Source organism: Heyndrickxia ginsengihumi (assembly GCF_011008565.1).
In the GTDB taxonomy this organism is placed as follows: Bacteria; Bacillota; Bacilli; order Bacillales; family Bacillaceae_C; genus Weizmannia; species Weizmannia ginsengihumi.
This window is the reverse complement of record NZ_JAAIWK010000002.1, coordinates 179,866-199,513: the sequence shown is the minus strand read 5'-3', so window position 1 is coordinate 199,513 and position 19,648 is coordinate 179,866. Positions and strand designations below refer to the sequence as shown.

Below are 19,648 nucleotides of genomic sequence, written 5' to 3'. Positions count from 1 at the left end.
TACAATTATGAATGGAGGCTGTTTCATGTCAACAAATGAAAAGAAAGTTAAAGCATTGCCTAATCGTAGTGAAATTGATAAAGAATTGACGTGGAGATTAGAAGATATATTTGCAACCGATGATGATTGGGAAAAAGAATATCAAGAGATTAAAGAGCTCCTCAAAAAGGCACCACAATATCAAGGGAAATTGGGAGACAGCGCTGAACAATTTTACGCTGCATTGAAATTTCAAGATGAAGTAACAGAAAGGTTTGGAAAATTATTTACATATGCTCATATGCGCTATGATCAGGATACATCAAATTCTTTTTATCAAGGTTTAGATAGTAAAGCAAGAAGTTTATCAGCGCAAATAGGGAGCGCTTTTGCTTATGTTGTTCCAGAAATTCTTGCAATTGATGAAGAAAAAATATCATCCTTTTTAAAGGAGAATGAGCAGCTTAAGGTTTATGAACATGCATTAGAAGAAATTAATACGATGCGTCCCCATATTTTATCTACAGCTGAAGAGGCATTATTAGCAAAAACATCGGAAGTAATGAATGTTTCAAGTTCTACATTTGGAATGCTGAATAATGCTGATTTGGAATTTCCAACGATTATTGATGAAAACGGTGAAGAAATTCAAATTACACATGGACGTTATACTCATTTATTAGAAAGTAAAAATCGCCGGGTCCGTCAAGAAGCGTTTGAAAAGTTATATGACACTTACGGTACTTTTAAACATACCTTTGCTAGCACACTAGGTGGGCAAGTGAAGAAAAATAATGTTGTTTCCAACATTCGCCATTACGAGTCTGCGAGACAGGCAGCATTGGCCAGCAATAATATTCCGGAAACAGTGTATGATCAATTAGTCGAAACTGTGAACCAACATTTACATTTATTAAAACGTTATGTAAAGTTACGTAAAAAAGTATTAGGTGTAGACGAGCTCCATATGTATGATTTATATACGCCGCTTGTACAAGACGTTGATATGGAAGTTTCCTATGAAAAGGCAAAAAATATGGTATTAGATGGTCTAAAACCGCTTGGTGAAAATTACGCTAATATACTAAAGGAAGCGTTTGAAAACCGCTGGATTGATGTTGTTGAAAACAAAGGAAAAAGAAGTGGGGCATATTCCTCTGGTGCTTATGGAACAAATCCATATATTTTGTTGAATTGGCAAGATAATATTGATAACGTCTTTACGCTTGCACATGAATTAGGACATAGTGTTCATAGTTATCTAACTCGTAAAACACAGCCATATCCGTACGGTGACTACTCGATTTTTGTTGCAGAGGTTGCATCAACATGCAATGAATCGTTGTTGAATGATTATTTATTAAAGACTATTGATGATGAGCAAAAGCGAATTTACTTGCTAAATCATTATTTAGAAGGATTCAGAGGAACCGTTTTCCGGCAAACGATGTTTGCAGAGTTTGAGCACTTGATTCATCAAAAGGCTCAAAGTGGGGAAGCTTTAACCGCTGAGCTATTAACAAATGAATATTATGCGCTTAATAAAAAATATTTTGGTGAAGAAGATCTAGTAATAGATGAAAAAATTGGATTAGAATGGGCGCGTATTCCACATTTCTATTACAATTACTATGTTTATCAATACGCCACAGGTTTTAGTGCGGCCACAGCATTAAGTAAACAAATTTTAGAAGAAGGCGAGTCTGCTGTTGAACGCTATATTGGTTACTTAAGCTCAGGAAGCTCTGATTATCCAATCGAAGTATTGAAAAAGGCAGGCGTTGATATGACATCATCTAAGCCTATCGAAGACGCATTAAAAGTATTTGAAGAGAGGTTAAATGAGCTGGAACAATTACTTTTAGGCTCTGTTAAATAATTTCTTTGCTTAAAGTATAAGAATAAACAGTAGTTTTCATAAAAAAAATAGCTCAACATGAGTGCAAAACACTCAAGTTGGCTACTTTTTTAATGTGAAGCCTTTGAATCTATTGCGGCCATTTAAATATATAATAAATAAGCAAATGACAATGAAAAGAAGTGGAGAAGTAATATAAATAGGAAGCAGCCTCATTAAACCAAATATGTTTAAAATAAATGAAAAAACAATCATAAAGATAAAAAATGGTAACAAGTAAGTTTTCGTTGTCATCATCCCCTATAAAAAAGCATTCATAAAAACATATGCTTTTTTGTATGGAATATTCAAATTTGACGATTATGTGAAAATATGATCATTTACTTGCATTCAAATTATAACGGTGGTATATTATATACGTGAAGTTGATCACAAGCAAACATATACCCCTTTGTTTGACCGTGAAAAATTTCTCCCATCCCCTTTGTTCGTGTTGAAAAAGACCTTGTCATGACAAGGTCTTTTTCTTTTTATATTTTAAAAAGCTCTGTTTTTCAGCAAAAAATTGGTGGGGGTGAAAGGGGAGAGTCATTGCCGATGAGAATCTCCGAACGGACTCGGCTACGCCCGGGGAAGAAACAAAACTTCACGGAAAGCGAGCAACTTGGAGCGGAGCATCCCTTCCTTTTTTTAAAAACGACCTTATAAAAAGAACCTAACAAGATGAATCTACGATTATCAAGTTAAGATCGTCATCATCTCGTTAGGTTCTTTATCATTGAATATATTTCCAAAATGAACCATGTTTTCCATTAATTTTTTTTACCTTTTGCTGCAGCAACCATTTCTTTAACTCTTTTTCAACCTCATCAATCGTTTTATCGTAAACGACGGCAATTTCTTTTGAGGCGACAAGGCCATATAATTTAAGAAATGCTTCTAATGGCGGCAATGGCAACGGTGATGGGGTGCTGCCTAACATTTCATAAATAACTTGGACATATACTTCATATGAATAAAGTCCTGTAATTTTTAACCCTTCATCTTCAATGTTTTCATTAAAAAAGACTAAAGAAGGTGTTTCGGTTACGTCCATTTCAGATGTGATTTTTAAATCACATTGAAAAGCTTTTGCAGCACTTTCAGAATGAATATCATTAAAAAATTCATTTACATCCAATGTGGCTTGTTCAGCACAGTCCATTAAGACATCAATATCTGAAATATTTTGTTTTTCTAAGAATACAACCTCTTGTACTTTCCGCAAAAAACGTATGCCGCATTTTTTGCCTTGAAGTTCAGCTGCCTTAATAGCAATTGAAACGATATGTGGAGATGTGATCGGATTTTCGATCCATAAACTGCCATCACAAGACATTCCGGTCCTACTTGCGGTTTTCTCCCAATGTTCAGCTATTGCCGAACACTTTTTTGCGTTTACATTTAAGTTCGTCAGTTTTCCAGTTAAAACATGTCTTAAACGAAAATATAATCCATATTCTAATCGTAACTTTTTTAAAATAGGCTCTAAAGCCCAACACTCCGGGCAAAGGGGATCAATAAAAACGTAAATTTCTAATGGCCTATTTTCTGAATGACAACCTGCTTCTTGCATCATTTCGATAAAATTTTTCAATGTTCTTCACCAAGCGTATCATCCGGTGTATTCACCATATGTTGTGCTGTTAAAGTAAGTCTTGAAAAAATATATTCACGTATTGCACCGGTTAAATGAACTTCATCCATTGCCTGACTCATACAAGACAACCATGCTTTTGCTCTTGTTGGTGTCACCTCGTGCGGTATATGACGCGCACGCAGCATCGGATGTCCGTGTTCCTCAGTATAAAGTTGTGGTCCACCTAAAAATTGTGTGAGGAATTGCTTTTGCTTCCTAGCAACTTCAGTTAAATCTTTTGGGAAGATAGGAATTAAATCTGGATGTTTTGCAACTCGACTATAAAAAGCATCGACGAGTTGGTGGAGTTTTTGTTCCCCGATAACATCATACGGCACAATTTTCTTATCTACCATATGAATGACTCCTTTTATCTTATTTTTAAACATTTCATATCGCTTAAATTTAAATTGTATTTATTAAATAATTTAAGGTAAGTTTATTTTATCAATCAGGCTATAATAACTCAACCAATCAGCATTATTATATCAATGAAATGGAAGAATTATTTCAAAAAAAACGTTGCTTAATTAATAGCAACGTTTTGTAAACTATAGTTTTTTTGTAATAGAGTTCACATAATTTTGTGTTTCCTGGAACGGAGGTACGTCTCCGTAACGATCAACATTGCCTGGTCCAGCGTTATATGCCGCAAGTGCTAGCCGAACATTTCCATTATATTTATTAAGCATAGTTTTTAAATATTTTGTACCTGCATTAATATTTTGAGTAGGATCCATTATGTTGGTTACTCCCAGGCTTTTAGCAGTGGTAGGCATTAATTGCATTAACCCTGATGCTCCTTGAGAACTAACAGCATTAGTATGATAACCAGATTCTTGATTAATAACAGCTTTTATCAAGTTTTCTGGAACATTGTATTGTTTGGAAGCATTGGAAATGATTGTGTCCAAATTACTTGATTCCTGCTGATCATCGCTTACAGAATTTTTAAGTTCGCTTGAATTATTACTTACGGTTAATGGAGAGCTTGAATTACTGTCTGTGGATGAAGAGGCAGTAGTAGTATTTGACTCATCATTTAACTCGTTTTCCAGCAACATTGTTAGTATTTCTTGAAAAAATGAATTCGTTCCCGTGCTTGAATCGCTTGAATCGATGCTTGTTGATGCATCAGAAGTAGAGGAAGAATTCATGAGAGATTGTAATGCCTGCATTTCCATAAAAGATTTTAATTGATTGATCGATGTCATCGTTCCAAACCTCATTTTGTTATGTTCTTTTTTGTTTCATAGAAACGGCGTACTTTATTTTTGACGGGGCGAAGCGGAACATTAAATTTCTTCATAAGATTCATAAAGTTTTGTTCACCCGCTACTGGTTCCTTTACTTCATATTCTATCTCAAAATCTTCTTCATTTAAATAAAAATTATGATCAAAAACGAGTAATCCGTCGAGATATGGAATCTCGGCCCGTTTTGTTGTTAATGTCCCGAAATAAACAATTTCTTCATATGGAACTTGTAATGCTTGAATTTGTTGTAATACATCTCCTTTTGGAAATGATTCATTGTTAATCATTCTAGTTGCTTCAAATTCACTGATCAATTGATTTGTTTCTAAAAGCCCTTCCTTTGCAGGTGTTTTTAATGTCAGCTCAAATTGTTGTTTTTTCTTTCTTATTCTAAGAGCGGAATGCTTTTCCTTTAAAGCAAAATTACTCGTATCAAAGTAAAGATTATCTTGACTCCAAAAATCTTCTGGAAGTATCTTAAATGCTGCAAGAAATTGCTTGAACTCATGGGCAGTCACAATATTTTTAAATTCTATCTCAATCTCAGTACTCACTAAAACGTACCTCCCTTTAAAGGTGCCTGACCCCTTTATTATACTAAAGGGGTCAGGCACCTTCAATTTAATGTTGTAGTTATGGTAAAATAAAGTGACTTTTATTTTATTTAACTTTGAAAATAGGTTAAATGTAGCTGGGGATTTGAATTTGGGAGGAAACTGTATTGCGTACAAAAATAATGTTAAATCAGTCTGAAGTTTTAGAAAATTCGCTTGAATTATATTGCGATCAGCCGATTGCCTTTTCACAATTAAGACCAGCAGGTAGAATGCTTGTTGATTCTGACGAGTGCTCGTTTGTTTACTTAACAGAAGATGATAAGGAATATACATATTTATATTTACCAACTGAAATATGGCATGATCTTCAGCAGGCATTAAAACATCATAAAAACGTTGTGGCTGTTTCTAAAAATGAACGACTAGAATTGCTAGATTTCCATGAGGAAATGGATTATCTCATTAGTAATATTGAAGGCAACAGTAACTATGGAGAAGAATTTGTTGCAAAAGTAGAAGCAATCTTTTTAGCAAAAACAAATGAATGATGCTGGTTCTCTAAAGGCTTCATGAAGAAATTTTAAATGATAGTGGGAGTTTGATATGCAAATAAAGGGGTGACAACGGATGACACATTGGGATGAATTTTTAATACCATATAAACAAGCCGTTGATGAATTGAAAATAAAATTAAAAGGAATGCGTACACATTTTGAAAAAGAACGGACACATTCCCCGATCGAATTTGTTACAGGTAGAGTGAAGCCAATTGCAAGCATATTAGATAAAGCAGCTTCAAAAGGAATTCCACTAGACCAGTTAGAAACTCAAATACAGGATATTGCTGGTGTAAGAATGATGTGCCAGTTTGTAGACGATATTAATACTGTCGTTGTACTTTTAAGAAAAAGAAATGATTTTCGTATTGTTGAAGAAAAAGATTATATATCGAATAAAAAACCGAGTGGCTATCGATCTTACCATGTCATTATTGAATATCCAGTACAAACGATTCACGGTGAGAAAAAAATTTTAGCAGAAATTCAAATCCGTACTTTAGCTATGAATTTTTGGGCCACTATTGAGCATTCTTTAAATTATAAATACAAAGGACAATTTCCAGAAGAGATTCAATTGCGGTTAAAAAGGGCAGCAGAAGCAGCATTTCGTTTAGATGAGGAAATGTCTGAAATACGTGAAGAAATACAAGAAGCACAAGTTTACTTTACGAAAAATAAAGAACAAATTGACAAACAAAAATAGATGAATTCAACACCATACTAGGAAATAAAGAAGTTTTTAGAGGTGTGGATGCTATTACAGCTTTTTATATTAATACATAGTGAAAGAAGGTGCAGAAAGAATGAAATTTGCTGTAAGGTCTAAAGGAAATGCAGAATCAAATGCATTAATGTTAAAGATTCGAACTTATTTGCAAGATTTTGGCCTCGTTTATGATGAAGCACAGCCTGATATTGTTATTTCAGTTGGCGGTGACGGTACATTATTATATGCGTTTCATAGATATAGTTCTCGCCTGGATCGGACTGCCTTTGTCGGTGTACATACTGGACATCTAGGCTTCTATGCTGATTGGGTACCAGAAGAAATTGAAGCTTTAGTTGACGCGATTGCCCATAAATCTTACGAGCCTGTTGAATATCCGTTGCTGGAAGTCATGATTCGTTATGAACATGGCGGCAAGGAAACGAGATATCTTGCCTTAAATGAATCAACTGTTAAATGTGTAGAGGGTACCTTTGTAATGGACATTGAGATCCGGGAAAGGCATTTTGAAAGGTTCCGTGGGGATGGTCTTTGCGTTGCGACCCCATCTGGTAGTACAGCTTATAATAAAGCACTTGGAGGAGCAATTGTTCATCCATCTTTGCAATCAATCCAGTTGACAGAAATGGCATCCATTAATAATAAAGTGTTTCGTACTATAGGTTCACCGCTTATTTTACCAGGACACCACACATGTGTTTTAAAACCAGTTCGCCAAAAAGATTTTCTTGTAACTGTAGACCATTTAACTTTATTGCATAAAGACGTTAAATCTATTCAATATCGTGTTGCAAAAGAAAAAATTCGTTTTGCCCGTTTCAAAACTTTTCCTTTTTGGAAAAGAGTTCATGATTCGTTTATTTCAGATTGACATCAATAAGGCGAGGGAAAACTTTGAAGCAATTTTCATTAAAATGGATTATTCAACCTGAGGATCATCATAAAGAAATAAAGCAATATTTAAAAGAACATCATATTTCTAAACGTGCCTTAACAGATATAAAATTTAATGGAGGAAAAATATTGGTCAATCGCTGCGAACAAAATGTTCGTTATCGATTACAAAAACAGGACGTACTTGAAATTATATTTCCTCAAGAACAACCAAGTGAAAGCTTACTTGCTGAAGATATATCATTAGAAATTATATATGAAGATGAAAGTATGATTGTTATAAACAAACCTCCATATATGAGCACAATTCCATCGCGTGAGCATCCAAGATCGAGCTTGGCAAATGCGTTAATGGGATATTATCAACGCCATTCTATAAAGGCTGCCATTCATATTGTCACGCGTCTTGATCGAAATACATCTGGTCTTGTGCTTGTTGCGAAAAATCGCTTTGTCCACCATCTTTTTAGCCAAATGCAGCAAAAACGTGACATTCATAGAACATATGAAGCTCTTGCAGAAGGTCAATTTACTGAAGAGAACGGTATTATAGAAGCTCCTATTGGTCGAAAAGAAACGAGCATTATTGAGAGAGAGGTTAGAAGTGATGGTCAATATGCTCGTACTCATTTTGAAGTGATTCAGCAATATCCGAATGTTGCCCATTTGAAGTTATGGTTAGATACAGGGAGAACCCATCAAATTCGTGTCCATATGGCGTATTTAGGTCATCCATTAGTAGGTGATGAACTATATGGAGGTAGTATTGAACTTTACCCACACCAGGCTTTACATTGTAGTCAATTGACATTCGTTCATCCTATTGAAAACAAGCCGTTAACATTTCATACGAAAGCACCGTTTCTCGATAAGATTATGCAAATGTTTTAAATTTTTCTTGTACAAATGGCATTGTCGATGGAACAGATACAGTTTCTATTTCCGGGTAGCGCAGCGCGGTTAATTTTCCGCCAAACACTGCTCCAGTATCAATATTGACGGTATGTCCGAGAAATCTTGCCTCTTTCACAGGGGTATGGCCATAAACAATCCATGCTTTGCCATTATCATACTTCGCCCAATCGCGCCGAACAGGAGTCCCATCTGCGTGCTTTTTCCCTGTAATATCACCATAAAGAACAAATGTTTTAACTGCTTTGTTCATTTTTCCAATATCCCCTCTTTTAATACCAGCATGAGCAATGATTAATTGCTGATCATCAAGTACTTGGTATAGAGGGGAGCCTTCATAAAGCTCGATAAATTTTTTGCGATAAGCATCTGCTTTTTGTTGTGTGAGGGCGTCCAACTCTGCTACTGTCGTTTCAAGGCCATGGGTGATCTGGACATTGCGGCCTATACAATAGCGGTAAAGTTTATCACAATGATTTCCGGGAACATATACAGCAAGCTGTTTTTTCCATAATTCCCATACGATATCAATCACTTTTAAAGAGTTTGGTCCGCGGTCTGTTAAATCACCGACAAATCCTAGCAAACGATCGGGATGTATCGGGATACCGCTTTTCCAATCATATCCTAAGTTTTTTGTCAGCTGTTGAAATTCATCAAAACAGCCATGAATATCTCCAATGATATCAATTTTCATGACAAAACCCCCTTGATCATTTAATAATATAGAAGAAATCCTGAATATGCAGTATGATTTTGCTTATGATTATGATATTTTTTACAAAAGCTTATATTACCATTCCAAAATAAAGGAGGTTTTCTGTTGGAATCAAGTTCATTATTTTCTGTTGTCATTGTTATGATTGCCGCTTTCGTTACACCTGTTGTTTTACACCGCTTAAAATTGCATTTCATTCCCGTTGTTATCGGTGAAATCATCGTTGGTTTGATTATTGGGAAGAGTGGATTTAACTGGATTGAAAAAGATGTATGGCTAAATACATTATCAACACTGGGATTTATATTTCTCATGTTTTTAAGCGGACTTGAAATTGATTTTTCTGCATTTCGTTCTAAAAATTTACAAACATTGTCAACTGGAAAAGCAGAACCGAATCGTTTAAAAATGGCATTCGCTGTTTTTATTGGTATTTTTATTTTTTCTTTCATTTTTTCATACGTGTTCGTTAAATGTGGATTAATTGATAATCTCTTTTTAATGACATTAATGATATCAACCATTTCCCTTGGTGTTGTTGTCCCGACGTTAAAAGATGCTCATATTATGAAAACGCCAATTGGACAATTGATTTTACTTGTAGCGGTTATTGCTGATTTAGCAACGATGATTTTATTATCTGTGTTCGTCTCATTGTCAAGTAAAGATGGCGGAAATATGTGGCTCTTACTCATTTTATTCGCAGCAGGAGTGATCTTATATTTCATCGCACGATTGTTGAAAAGTAAACCATTTTTTGAAAAGCTATCGACAGGAACAGCACAAATCGGGACAAGGGCCATTTTTTGTTTAATTATTATTCTTGTCGCCTTATCCGAATCCGTTGGCGCAGAAAATATTTTAGGGGCTTTTCTTGCTGGTACTCTCGTTTCTCTATTGGCACCAAATCAGGAAATGATTCGCAAACTAGATTCTTTTGGTTACGGTTTTCTTATTCCGATCTTTTTCGTTATGGTCGGAGTCGATTTAAATATATGGCCGCTATTGAGCAATGGAAAATTGTTAATATTTATCCCGTTATTATTAATTGCATTTTTCCTATCAAAGCTATTGCCAATGCTGCTTTTGAAAAAATGGTATGATACGAAAACGGTGATGGCCTCGTCCTTTTTGTTAACCTCAACTTTATCGCTTGTTATTGCAGCAGCGAAAATTGCTGAACGCATGAACGTTATATCAGCAGAGATGAGCGGTATTTTTATTTTAGTGGCAATTATTACATGTATCATTACACCAATTGTTTTTCGAAAGTTGCTCCCAAAAGAAAGAACGCAAGAAAGGAAACAAACTGTCGCTTTTATTGGTGCAAATCAATGGACAATGCTGTTAACACTTGAATTGGAATCAGCAGCATATGAACCCATTCTGATTCATACAAAATTGGATAAAGCGGAGCAAATTGCCGAATCAGCTTTTAATGTAAAAGAAGTTGAAAGCTACGATATCAATATTTTAAAACAAAAAAAAGTGTTAGACGCTAATATTGTTGTGTTTATGACAGGGGATGAAGAAGTAAATGCTGAGTTAGCAAAATGGGCAAATGAGCATGGGGTTGAAAGGGTGATTGCCCGTATTGAAACACCTGATTTAGCGGAAACTCTTAAATATACATCAATTGAAGTGTTCTCTACGTTATTATCGACGAAAGCATTGCTTCGAGGATTAATTGAATCACCGCATTTATTAGATATTTTGACGAGTCAGGAAGCTTCACTCCATGAAATTGATATGCAAAATCGCCAATTTGAAGGAATCCCATTGCGAAAATTTCCGTTTACTGGTGATGTCATTATCGTCCGGATTTTTCGAGGAAAAGAATCGATTGTTCCGCACGGAGATACCGAATTGCATATTAATGATCGATTAATTGTTACTGGTTCAGAAGAATATGTAGAAGAATTGCGGCAAGAAATGGAATCATGGTAGAGGATGCTCTTTTCAAAAAAGGAAAGTTCATGTAAAATTGGCACTAGGTACTAATCTTAGAATGTAATGTTGACATAAAGGAGTTAAAAGCATGAATTTGTCTTTAGAAGGTAAAACCTTTGTTGTAATGGGTGTAGCGAATAAGCGTAGTATTGCATGGGGAATTGCCCAATCATTGGACGCTGCAGGAGCACGATTAATTTTCACATATGGACGAGAACGTACAGAAAAAAATGTACGTCAATTAGCAGAAACGCTAAATCATCAAAATTCACTCGTCTTACAATGTAATGTAGAAAGTGATGAAGCGATTGAAGCATGTTTTAAAACGATTAAAGAAGAAGTCGGAATGATTGATGGGATTGCCCATTGTGTTGCTTTTGCCAACACAGAAGAACTAAAAGGCGATTATACGAATGTGACTCGGGAAGGATTTTTACTTGCCCATAATATTAGTTCTTACTCTCTTACAGCTGTTGCTAAAGTTGCAAAAGAATTAGAATTAATGCCAAATGGCGGCAGTATCATTACGTTAACTTATTTAGGCGGAGAGCGCGTAATGGAGAACTACAATATTATGGGAGTTGCAAAGGCGTCACTAGAAGCAAGCGTAAAATATTTAGCGAATGATCTTGGAAAACAAAATATCCGTGTGAATGCAATTTCCGCAGGTCCAATTCGTACGTTATCTGCTAAAGGTGTTGGCGACTTTAATAGCGTATTAAAGGTAATGGATGAACGTGCACCTTTACATCGTGGCGTTTCAATTGACGAAGTAGGTGATACTGCGTACTTCTTATTAAGTGATCTATCGCGTGGAATTACTGGTGAAAACATTCATGTTGATGCCGGTTATCACGTTATTGGATAATGTAAATTGAGGCTCTAGTTGTCTGCTAGGGCTATTTTTATTGATAGCAAATCCCCCAATCATTATACATTGGGGGATTAACAATTATCTATTATGTCAGAAATAGTAAGAATACGATGATTAAACGTATGTTGTGCCAATACTTTCTTTCTTAATCGTTCGCTCATTATTTCTCGATTTTTTTGATCGTCTATAAATTGTTTTATTTTTAATAAGCAATCATGTTGATCTTGATAAGATACAATTTCATCGTGTTCAAAAAAGGTAAATAAATCCGCTTTTTCCTCAATTAATTGAAATTTTCCGCAAGCACCAATATCGAACGTGCGATTATTTATACTTTCATTTATAATACCTAAACGATTTTTATTATATTTTAGCTGCCCGGTACGATGGGGGTTTAAAATGATTTTTGCGCCATTATAAAAGGTGGCGACGTCCTGTGGAGCAATCCATCTATTAATACAATTAAGCTGTGGATTTCTTCTCTCTTTTTTGCCTAAAGCATTATACCATCCTTTGCCAATAACTGTGATTTGATAATCGGACTGCTGCAATAAAAAAAGAATAAGGTGTACCCTCGAGGGATAGGGTGCACCTACTAATAATAGATCCGTGGCATAATCTGCTGAAACAGCTAAAGGTTTAAATATATTTGTATTGGTTCCAAGCGGCAAATGATAAACATGTTGATGGCCTGTTGCTCGATAAAATGTTAAAGCAGCTTGATCAATCGTTAGTACCACATCATATTGATCAATTAATTCTTTTGTATGATCGATATAAAAGGGATCTTCCGTGAGCCAAACTGCAATTTTTATGGAATATGTTTTTAAAAGATTTATTTTTTCTATAGAGAGATAATCTCCAAGTATTGTTACTGCAAATGATAGTTTATTCTCTTTTAAAATAGTTTCGAGATTTTCGATCGGTTCATGCGGATGATGAATAATAAATGGAATAGCATTGTTTTCGAAAGCTTCCAAAATACTTGTTTCTATATAATCGTAGATTCCTGCGTACCCGGATCGAATAAATAATAATGTCAATGTTCTCGCCTAACCTTGTGTAACACTTTCAATATTTGTACATGAAAGTTGGATCGTTTCAACAACAGGAGGACTAACTGAGCTTTGTTCACGAAGCGTTACAATCCCAGTTGCTGCATCAAATGATACAAATGTAGCTGGCCCAATCATGCTTCCTGAAGTTGTTGTTACTGTTACAGTAGTACCTGGTGTGAGCTGGCTAAAAACGGCACAAGTTCCTTCATTTGGAGGTACTGTACCACCACTAATTACATTTGCTACTGATTCAAGGATATCATCAACTAATTGAAAAATTGCTGCTACTAAGTTTGACATATCTTTCACCTCAACTTTCTTTTAATTTGCAAACTACACTATACTCTATGTAATTTTGTTAGTAGAAGTATAGATTCATTTCCTAATCTAATAAAATTCCACTTATGTAGATATATTATTTATAGAGTGAATCAACTGGAGCCTATTTTAGAAAAAAATAGTATCCGTTTAGACAAATTGGTTTGATTTTACATAATGTATTATGGATTGTTAAATTTTTATCATTTAAAAGGGTGTGTTTTACAGTGAAAGGAGTTGTTTTAGCTGGGGGAACAGGGACACGGCTGTACCCAATTACAAAAGCGGTGAATAAACATTTGTTACCGATTGGTAAATACCCGATGATCTATTGGCCAATATTAAAGCTAAAAGAAGCTGGAATTACGGATATCCTTATTATTACGAACGCAGAATTTCTTCCAGCTTTTCAAAAATTGTTAGCGGATGGGAAAGATTTAGATGTAAATATTTCATATGCTGCTCAACAGGGCGCAGCGGGAATAGCGGCAGCACTTCTGCATGCGAAGGATTTTGTTGGCAACGATCGATTTGTTGTTATTTTAGGAGATAATATATTTAAAGATTCTCTCAAACCATTTATCAAGCAATTTCAAGAGCAGCCATCCGGTGCAAAAGTACTCTTGAAAGAAGTTGAAGATCCAAATCGCTTTGGTGTGGCAGTCATAGATAAAGGATCAAATTCAATTCTTAATATTGTAGAAAAGCCACAGCAGTTTCTTTCAAATTATATCGTAACTGGTATTTATATGTATGATGGGCGAGTATTTGATTTTATTCAAAGCATTGCACCATCTAATCGTGGTGAATTGGAAATTTCCGATGTAAATAATCAGTATATTAAACATTCAAAGTTAACATATAATGTATTATCAAGCTGGTGGATAGATGCCGGGACGCATGAATCTTTATATTTAGCGAACAAAATGATTTATCAAGCATTTAATGATGAAATGGAGTTAGGAACATGAGCAGGGAATTATTAATTACCGGCGGATCTGGTTTTATAGGGTCAAATTTCATTCAATACTTGCTAGACAATACGGATGACAAGATTACAAATATTGATGCGTTAACATATGCGAGCCATAACCATCTTATTACAGAGTTTGAAATGAATCCAAAATATCGATTTATCAAATGCGATATTACAGAGCTAGCGCAATTGGATAAGGCTTTCGATCGTCATTATGATGCGATTATACATTTTGCAGCTGAATCTCATGTAGATCGGAGTATAGAAAGTGCGTATCCTTTTATCCACACAAATGTACATGGTACGTTAAACTTATTAGAAGCATTACTAAAAGGAAAAGCGAGCCGAATGGTTCATATTTCGACAGATGAAGTATACGGTTCTTTGAAAAATGATGAACCGTCTTTTACTGAGGAACATCCTCTCGCTCCAAATAATCCTTATTCAGCAAGCAAAGCAAGTTCGGATTTGCTCGTTAGAAGTTTTTATCAAACATATCAATTACCTGTTATCATTACTCGCTGCAGCAACAACTATGGACCATACCAGCATGAAGAGAAATTGATTCCAAAAGTAATCTTGCATGCACTTCATAATAAAGAAATACCTATATATGGAAATGGATTAAATATAAGAGACTGGTTGTTCGTAGAAGATCATTGTCGGGCCATTAAACTCGTATTGGACCATGGACAAGAAGGGGAAATTTATAATATTGGCGGTAATGAGGAGAAAACAAATTTAGAAATCGTCCAGGGAATTTTAGAAATAATGGGAAAAAGTCCTAAGCTTATTAAATTTGTTCAAGATCGTTTAGGGCATGATCAAAGATATTCGATGAATTGGCAGAAGCTGAATCGTGAACTAGGCTGGGCGCCAGCTGTGTCTTTTGAAAAAGGAATCAAGCAAACGATCGAATGGTATAAGTCTTCCTATCTAAAAATGGGTGATAGCAAATGAAAGTAATGATTACAGGTGGGGACGGCCAGCTTGGAAAAGAATTAAGTAAAGTATTTAAACAGGATGCGGAAGTTCTTTTATTAAACAAAGAAAGTCTAGATATTACAAATGAACTAGCTGTAAGAGAGGTCATAAATCGATTTAAGCCTCATTATATTATGAATGCAGCTGCTTATACAAAAGTAGATCTTGCGGAAAACGAGCGAGAGCAGGCGTTTTCTGTAAACGCGCTTGGACCTTATTATTTAGCAAAAGCAGCAAGCGAAGTGGGGGCTGTTTTATTTTACATCAGTTCTGATTACGTTTTTGATGGAGCATCTTCAGTACCGTATGAAGAAACAGATCGCCCAAACCCAACTTCAATTTATGGGCAAAGTAAGTGGCTGGGTGAACAGTTAGTCACGATGATTTCTGAAAAAGTGTATATTGTTAGAACATCATGGTTATATGGTGGAGAGGGTAATAACCATTTCGTTAGTAAAATATTAAATCAGTTAAAGCTTAATCAAGAATTACGGGTAGTCGATGATCAAATTGGATCACCGACTTACGTGGAAGATCTTGCATTAACGATTAAAAGTTTAATAGGCAAGCCATACGGTATTTACCATGTAACTAACTCAGGATCATGTAGTTGGTTTGAATTTGCTCAAAAGATTGCAGAACTATCTGGCTATCAGTCAGCAAATATACAGCCTATTTCTAGCAGTCAACTAAAGACTCTAGCAAATCGCCCAATGTATTCGGTACTTAGCCATAACGCGCTACATCGGGAAGGAATAAAAATGAAGCCGTGGCATGAAGCTTTGCAACATTATTTTTATAGAAAGGAGACATTCATTTGATCCAAGGTGTCAAAATAAAAAAATTAGTCAAATACGTTGATGACCGTGGATTCTTTTCGGAGCTTGTTCGTGACGATGAAAATCTCTTAAGTGAATTTGGGCAAGCATCATGGTCTATGAGTTATCCTGGTGTGATAAAAGCTTTTCATTATCATGAACTTCAAGACGATCTATGGTTTTTCCCTTCAGGTCAGGCACAAGTCGTTCTATACGATTTAAGACCGGACTCTCCGACTTATCAAGAAACAAATGTATACTATTTAGGGGTAGATAATCCTAGTTTATTACTTATTCCAAAAATGGTTGCACATGGCTATCGCGTGCTAGGAAATGAACCAGCAACAATTATATACTTCACAACAAAATCATATAATCCAAATCATCCTGATGAAAAAAGAATTCCTTGGGATGATCCATCAATTGGATTCGACTGGGAAACTAAAAACCGTTAAAATTATCCATCATTTATTTTTTGAAAAACTCGCTTTTCTCTTCATAGTATGTAAAAATGACGATCCTATTTGTTTTAATAACACTTATGGGCTGTTTTTGCTCATTTGTGTTCTCATTGTTAGTAATTAGAATATATAGCTATTTGGATAGTCATTCAGTCATTGGGGAAGAGATTATATATTAAAAGAAGTATAGAGTGTAATGTAATTAGATTTAGATTGTTTTTTCCATGAGGTTCATTATGTATCTTTAATCCTTCCCCTTCAATCATTTTTATGGCTATTTTACGTTTTATAGGAATTCAGTCCCTCTTAAAAAGGATGGTCTGTTTATTTTAAATTTAAAATGGACAAATCATTATACAAAGAGTAAGTATATGCTTTATCCTCCTCAATAGAGAAAAATAGTCCCATCACAATAAATCCCTTCGGCAGTTTTATTTATCATTATCTTTAATAAAAATATTTGAGCATACGCATATATCTAAGTGAACAATGAATAATCACATAATCTTTTATAAGGTTTGTATCATAACCTTTCAAATATAAAAAGGGCACTTTCCTAATGATATAAGCTGAGCCACTATGAATGAAGTCTTAATATACTAAACTAGAAAGAAAGGAGGTGCACGGAGTTGGTTGAGTCAAATGGTGAGACACAAATGAATGTGAGTGGAAATATCTCTAACACTCTAAGTGAAGAACAATTAGCAGCACTTATTTCAACATTAAATCAAAGCTTAGGGAGTATCACGACGATCGTTAGCCAAAGTTTATCAAATGTATTAGGTGGAAATTTAAATAATGTTTTGAACGGTGGTTTAGCGAATCTAGGGAATTTGGCTAACCTAGATAATCTAAGCAATGTATTAAATGGTGGAAATTTAACAAATCTTTTAAGCAATCTTCAATCATCAAATACCAGCACACCTCTTAACCTAACACAACAACTAGGTAATATACTACCAAAATTTACGACAGCTACTGAAAATGGCACATTTAAAATAAAAGTAAATGATCAATCGTTATTAGACTTGGATTTATCCCAATTTATAAATAAATAGATATTTAATCTATTACAAAATCCGTTTCTAAAAATACCATTTCTCATATTTTAATGTAGAGAGTTGAAAGGAGGTGTTAGAGAATGAGTAAAGAATTTATTGAGTGTTCAAACAATAAATGGAAAAAATCAAATTCATGCCATTCCTCTGATTCTAAGAAAAAAGATGTCACTACAGGTGGTTGTTCAAACGCTGCAAGTCCTGTAAATACACAAAATCCAAATGGAGGAGACGCTACAGTTGTATCTGTCGGCTTAGTAAATATTTTAAATATCGCTATTGGCGGTGCAGCAGTATCTTTAGGTGGAGTGCTTAACGTACCTCTTCAAGCAAATGTTTGCGATAATGAAGTAGATGTAGAAGTTGACGTCTAATCTTCTTATTTGCCGCATATATTGTAATAAATATTGATAATTAAGCGTCCAAAGGAAAGGAATGATATAAAGTGGTTAATCAACCTTCTGAATATTCAAAGGAACAATTGATGGAGCTTGGGGTACCTGGAGAGTTAGCCGAAAAGATTGCCGATGGTACGATACCGGCCTTTCATTCTCTAGCACAAGGCGGTAAAGGTGGTCACTCCATCAGTCTCACATATATTGATAATTACTCAACATTATTACTTGTCTATACATTCCTTTTAAATCTTTTGGACGATGATGCAAAAAAATGGAGAAAAAATAATCAGGTAAACCAATCTTTATTAACAACGCTACAACAAGCTATGAAAGAGCAACAAGAGTATAAAAAGGCATTCTTAGATGCAGTTAAATCTTTAAACCAATCTTAATAGATGTTAACCAATCCCCTTTATTCTTAACAGTAAAGGGGATTTATTTTTTTTAAAAGATTGTTGTGTTGCTTCAATCACTCATTGATTGAAGTGGAAAAGATAAGACTTCTGCAGGGGATTAACTTGTTTATGGGAGACCCCGCAGGCTCTGTCTGCCGAGATGGAGACCGGACTATCGCTTGGAAAGCGACTCCCTGGAGCGACAATCAGCCATCAAAGTTGACCAAATAAGGAAGCAAAAACTCAATAGGGTAATGATATTTACATTCAAAATAACTAGTCAATTGGAGTGGATGAGATGAGACTACAACGGGATATGGGGGTCAACGTGAGACCATCAATCAGTTGTAAGCCAAGGAGCTTCTAGGATCAGCAGCGGAAGTTTAACACATTACAAATATTAGAGAGGGTGTAAAAAATCTTGGCGTGTTGTTAAAACAAGTGGTTCTTCACTGTTCTAATAGGTGGAAACAGTGTATTTGTTCAAACAGAGTGGTGATCAGTATTATGTATCTAGGCACCTTGCAAAGACCTAATGCATACATATAATACGTATTTAATATTCAGAATGGAGGATGAGAAGTTGAGTAGTCAACAAAGCCATTATGAAATCAATAAACCACTACTGTATATTACGCAGCCGAAATCTGATCCTATTAGCGTAAATAATATGCAAAAAACATTCATTCTTAAACCACAAGAGATGATCTCACAAGTAACTGAGCAAGAGACGCTCGAACCATTAGTGACCGATGAGGAAAAGCTGGAGGAACAAGAAACAGATCTTCAAGAAGAAACAATTGAAGATAACGGAACTGTTGAAACAGATAAAGACATAGAAGACTATTCAGAGGAAAATATTGAAGTCATTACTGAACCTACAGTAGAGGAAATCGTTGAAGTAAACGAAGAAGCGGAAGTAAATACAGAAGTTGAGGAGCTTGAAGGACAAGTTACTATTGATGAAATTGAAGAGACGCCTACTTATAGCCGTAAGTCATTTAAGGAGATGACCAATTTAGAAAAAATTGATTATTTAGTTCATAAGCCGTTTTATATACCAAAAATTGTGTGTGAAATTTCCACAAATGATAATGTATATATAGGAGTTATCGGAGATTTTGATGGTGAAAAAGTGAAGATTATATTAGAAAATAATATCGCACCTGTTTCATTACATTTTGAAGAGATTAACCAAATTAAAATGAAATCAAGCTAA

23 protein-coding genes are annotated in these 19,648 nt (G+C 35.0%); 15 read left to right on the top strand and 8 right to left on the bottom strand.

Annotation, left to right across the window (positions count from 1 at the left end; genetic code table 11):
- The first annotated feature begins 25 nt into the window (after positions 1-25).
- The gene (gene pepF / locus G4D61_RS02445) at positions 26-1,858 is read left to right on the top strand and encodes an oligoendopeptidase F (protein WP_025727497.1); all 1,833 of its coding nucleotides are present in this window, start codon (positions 26-28) and stop codon (positions 1,856-1,858) included.
- A gap of 81 nt (positions 1,859-1,939) precedes the next feature.
- Here the strand turns inward: pepF and G4D61_RS18655 are convergent, their stop codons facing one another.
- The 5 genes from G4D61_RS18655 to G4D61_RS02425 form a co-directional block, all read right to left on the bottom strand.
- On the bottom strand, positions 1,940-2,092 hold the full coding sequence (locus G4D61_RS18655) for a hypothetical protein (protein WP_035354861.1): 153 nt from the start codon (positions 2,090-2,092) through the stop codon (positions 1,940-1,942).
- 520 nt (positions 2,093-2,612) lie between these two features.
- Entirely contained in the window at positions 2,613-3,455 is an 843-nt protein-coding gene (locus G4D61_RS02440; protein ID WP_163173162.1) for a ClpXP adapter SpxH family protein, read from the bottom strand.
- A gap of 14 nt (positions 3,456-3,469) precedes the next feature.
- The gene (locus G4D61_RS02435; RefSeq protein ID WP_025727494.1) at positions 3,470-3,871 is read right to left on the bottom strand and encodes a globin domain-containing protein; all 402 of its coding nucleotides are present in this window, start codon (positions 3,869-3,871) and stop codon (positions 3,470-3,472) included.
- Positions 3,872-4,066: 195 nt separating this feature from the next.
- On the bottom strand, positions 4,067-4,729 hold the full coding sequence (locus G4D61_RS02430) for a lytic transglycosylase domain-containing protein (protein ID WP_025727493.1): 663 nt from the start codon (positions 4,727-4,729) through the stop codon (positions 4,067-4,069).
- Positions 4,730-4,740: 11 nt separating this feature from the next.
- Entirely contained in the window at positions 4,741-5,325 is a 585-nt protein-coding gene (locus G4D61_RS02425) for a CYTH domain-containing protein (protein WP_025727492.1), read from the bottom strand.
- 167 nt (positions 5,326-5,492) lie between these two features.
- On the opposite strand from G4D61_RS02425, the gene G4D61_RS02420 reads away from it, so the two are divergent.
- The 4 genes from G4D61_RS02420 to G4D61_RS02405 all read left to right on the top strand — a co-directional run bounded on the left by G4D61_RS02420 (position 5,493) and on the right by G4D61_RS02405 (position 8,400).
- On the top strand, positions 5,493-5,876 hold the full coding sequence (locus G4D61_RS02420; protein ID WP_025727491.1) for a UPF0738 family protein: 384 nt from the start codon (positions 5,493-5,495) through the stop codon (positions 5,874-5,876).
- Positions 5,877-5,955: 79 nt separating this feature from the next.
- A complete protein-coding gene (gene yjbM, locus G4D61_RS02415) occupies positions 5,956-6,591 on the top strand; it encodes a GTP diphosphokinase (RefSeq protein ID WP_025727490.1) in 636 nt (211 codons plus the stop codon).
- Positions 6,592-6,691: 100 nt separating this feature from the next.
- Positions 6,692-7,486, top strand: coding sequence for an NAD kinase (locus G4D61_RS02410; protein WP_025727489.1), 795 nt, complete (start codon positions 6,692-6,694; stop codon positions 7,484-7,486).
- Positions 7,487-7,509: 23 nt separating this feature from the next.
- On the top strand, positions 7,510-8,400 hold the full coding sequence (locus G4D61_RS02405; protein ID WP_163173124.1) for an RluA family pseudouridine synthase: 891 nt from the start codon (positions 7,510-7,512) through the stop codon (positions 8,398-8,400).
- On the opposite strand, the gene prpE is transcribed toward G4D61_RS02405, so the two are convergent.
- A complete protein-coding gene (prpE, locus tag G4D61_RS02400; RefSeq protein ID WP_025727487.1) occupies positions 8,384-9,118 on the bottom strand; it encodes a bis(5'-nucleosyl)-tetraphosphatase PrpE in 735 nt (244 codons plus the stop codon). The genes G4D61_RS02405 and prpE overlap by 17 nt on opposite strands.
- 123 nt (positions 9,119-9,241) lie before the next feature.
- Between prpE and G4D61_RS02395 the strand changes: the two genes are divergently transcribed.
- On the top strand, positions 9,242-11,086 hold the full coding sequence (locus G4D61_RS02395; protein ID WP_163173160.1) for a monovalent cation:proton antiporter family protein: 1,845 nt from the start codon (positions 9,242-9,244) through the stop codon (positions 11,084-11,086).
- Between the two features lie 91 nt (positions 11,087-11,177).
- The gene (fabI, locus tag G4D61_RS02390) at positions 11,178-11,957 is read left to right on the top strand and encodes an enoyl-ACP reductase FabI (RefSeq protein WP_025727485.1); all 780 of its coding nucleotides are present in this window, start codon (positions 11,178-11,180) and stop codon (positions 11,955-11,957) included.
- Positions 11,958-12,034: 77 nt separating this feature from the next.
- Here the strand turns inward: fabI and G4D61_RS02385 are convergent, their stop codons facing one another.
- Entirely contained in the window at positions 12,035-13,006 is a 972-nt protein-coding gene (locus G4D61_RS02385) for a CgeB family protein (RefSeq protein WP_163173122.1), read from the bottom strand.
- A gap of 9 nt (positions 13,007-13,015) precedes the next feature.
- Positions 13,016-13,321, bottom strand: coding sequence for a hypothetical protein (locus G4D61_RS02380; protein ID WP_025727483.1), 306 nt, complete (start codon positions 13,319-13,321; stop codon positions 13,016-13,018).
- 245 nt (positions 13,322-13,566) lie between these two features.
- On the opposite strand from G4D61_RS02380, the gene G4D61_RS02375 reads away from it, so the two are divergent.
- The 8 genes from G4D61_RS02375 (at position 13,567) to G4D61_RS02340 (ending at position 19,648) form a co-directional block, all read left to right on the top strand.
- Positions 13,567-14,310 (top strand): sugar phosphate nucleotidyltransferase, encoded by a 744-nt coding sequence (locus G4D61_RS02375; protein WP_025727482.1) that lies wholly within the window; start codon positions 13,567-13,569, stop codon positions 14,308-14,310.
- Positions 14,307-15,275, top strand: a complete 969-nt coding sequence (gene rfbB, locus G4D61_RS02370) for a dTDP-glucose 4,6-dehydratase (protein WP_025727481.1) — start codon at positions 14,307-14,309, stop codon at positions 15,273-15,275. The genes G4D61_RS02375 and rfbB overlap by 4 nt, the downstream gene beginning before the upstream one ends.
- Complete coding sequence (gene rfbD / locus G4D61_RS02365) at positions 15,272-16,120, top strand: dTDP-4-dehydrorhamnose reductase (protein WP_035354856.1); 849 nt, start codon at positions 15,272-15,274, stop codon at positions 16,118-16,120. Before rfbB ends, rfbD begins: the two co-directional genes overlap by 4 nt.
- Positions 16,117-16,572: a dTDP-4-dehydrorhamnose 3,5-epimerase family protein gene (locus tag G4D61_RS02360; protein ID WP_025727479.1), complete on the top strand. Its 456-nt coding sequence runs from the start codon at positions 16,117-16,119 to the stop codon at positions 16,570-16,572. The genes rfbD and G4D61_RS02360 overlap by 4 nt, the downstream gene beginning before the upstream one ends.
- A gap of 635 nt (positions 16,573-17,207) precedes the next feature.
- A complete protein-coding gene (locus tag G4D61_RS02355) occupies positions 17,208-17,636 on the top strand; it encodes a hypothetical protein (protein WP_025727478.1) in 429 nt (142 codons plus the stop codon).
- An 83-nt stretch (positions 17,637-17,719) separates the two neighbouring features.
- Complete coding sequence (locus G4D61_RS02350) at positions 17,720-18,010, top strand: hypothetical protein (RefSeq protein ID WP_025727477.1); 291 nt, start codon at positions 17,720-17,722, stop codon at positions 18,008-18,010.
- A 71-nt stretch (positions 18,011-18,081) separates the two neighbouring features.
- Positions 18,082-18,426 (top strand): hypothetical protein, encoded by a 345-nt coding sequence (locus tag G4D61_RS02345; protein ID WP_025727476.1) that lies wholly within the window; start codon positions 18,082-18,084, stop codon positions 18,424-18,426.
- A 586-nt stretch (positions 18,427-19,012) separates the two neighbouring features.
- Positions 19,013-19,648, top strand: a complete 636-nt coding sequence (locus tag G4D61_RS02340) for a CotO family spore coat protein (protein WP_025727475.1) — start codon at positions 19,013-19,015, stop codon at positions 19,646-19,648.

Coding starts and splice junctions, on each gene's coding strand:
- pepF (WP_025727497.1), top strand. CDS start 26: ATGTCAACAAATGAAAAGAAAGTTAAAGCATTGCCTAATCGTAGTGAA.
- G4D61_RS18655 (WP_035354861.1), bottom strand. CDS start 2,092: ATGATTGTTTTTTCATTTATTTTAAACATATTTGGTTTAATGAGGCTG.
- G4D61_RS02440 (WP_163173162.1), bottom strand. CDS start 3,455: ATGATGCAAGAAGCAGGTTGTCATTCAGAAAATAGGCCATTAGAAATT.
- G4D61_RS02435 (WP_025727494.1), bottom strand. CDS start 3,871: ATGGTAGATAAGAAAATTGTGCCGTATGATGTTATCGGGGAACAAAAA.
- G4D61_RS02430 (WP_025727493.1), bottom strand. CDS start 4,729: ATGACATCGATCAATCAATTAAAATCTTTTATGGAAATGCAGGCATTA.
- yjbM (WP_025727490.1), top strand. CDS start 5,956: ATGACACATTGGGATGAATTTTTAATACCATATAAACAAGCCGTTGAT.
- G4D61_RS02410 (WP_025727489.1), top strand. CDS start 6,692: ATGAAATTTGCTGTAAGGTCTAAAGGAAATGCAGAATCAAATGCATTA.
- prpE (WP_025727487.1), bottom strand. CDS start 9,118: ATGAAAATTGATATCATTGGAGATATTCATGGCTGTTTTGATGAATTT.
- fabI (WP_025727485.1), top strand. CDS start 11,178: ATGAATTTGTCTTTAGAAGGTAAAACCTTTGTTGTAATGGGTGTAGCG.
- G4D61_RS02380 (WP_025727483.1), bottom strand. CDS start 13,321: ATGTCAAACTTAGTAGCAGCAATTTTTCAATTAGTTGATGATATCCTT.
- rfbB (WP_025727481.1), top strand. CDS start 14,307: ATGAGCAGGGAATTATTAATTACCGGCGGATCTGGTTTTATAGGGTCA.
- rfbD (WP_035354856.1), top strand. CDS start 15,272: ATGAAAGTAATGATTACAGGTGGGGACGGCCAGCTTGGAAAAGAATTA.
- G4D61_RS02350 (WP_025727477.1), top strand. CDS start 17,720: ATGAGTAAAGAATTTATTGAGTGTTCAAACAATAAATGGAAAAAATCA.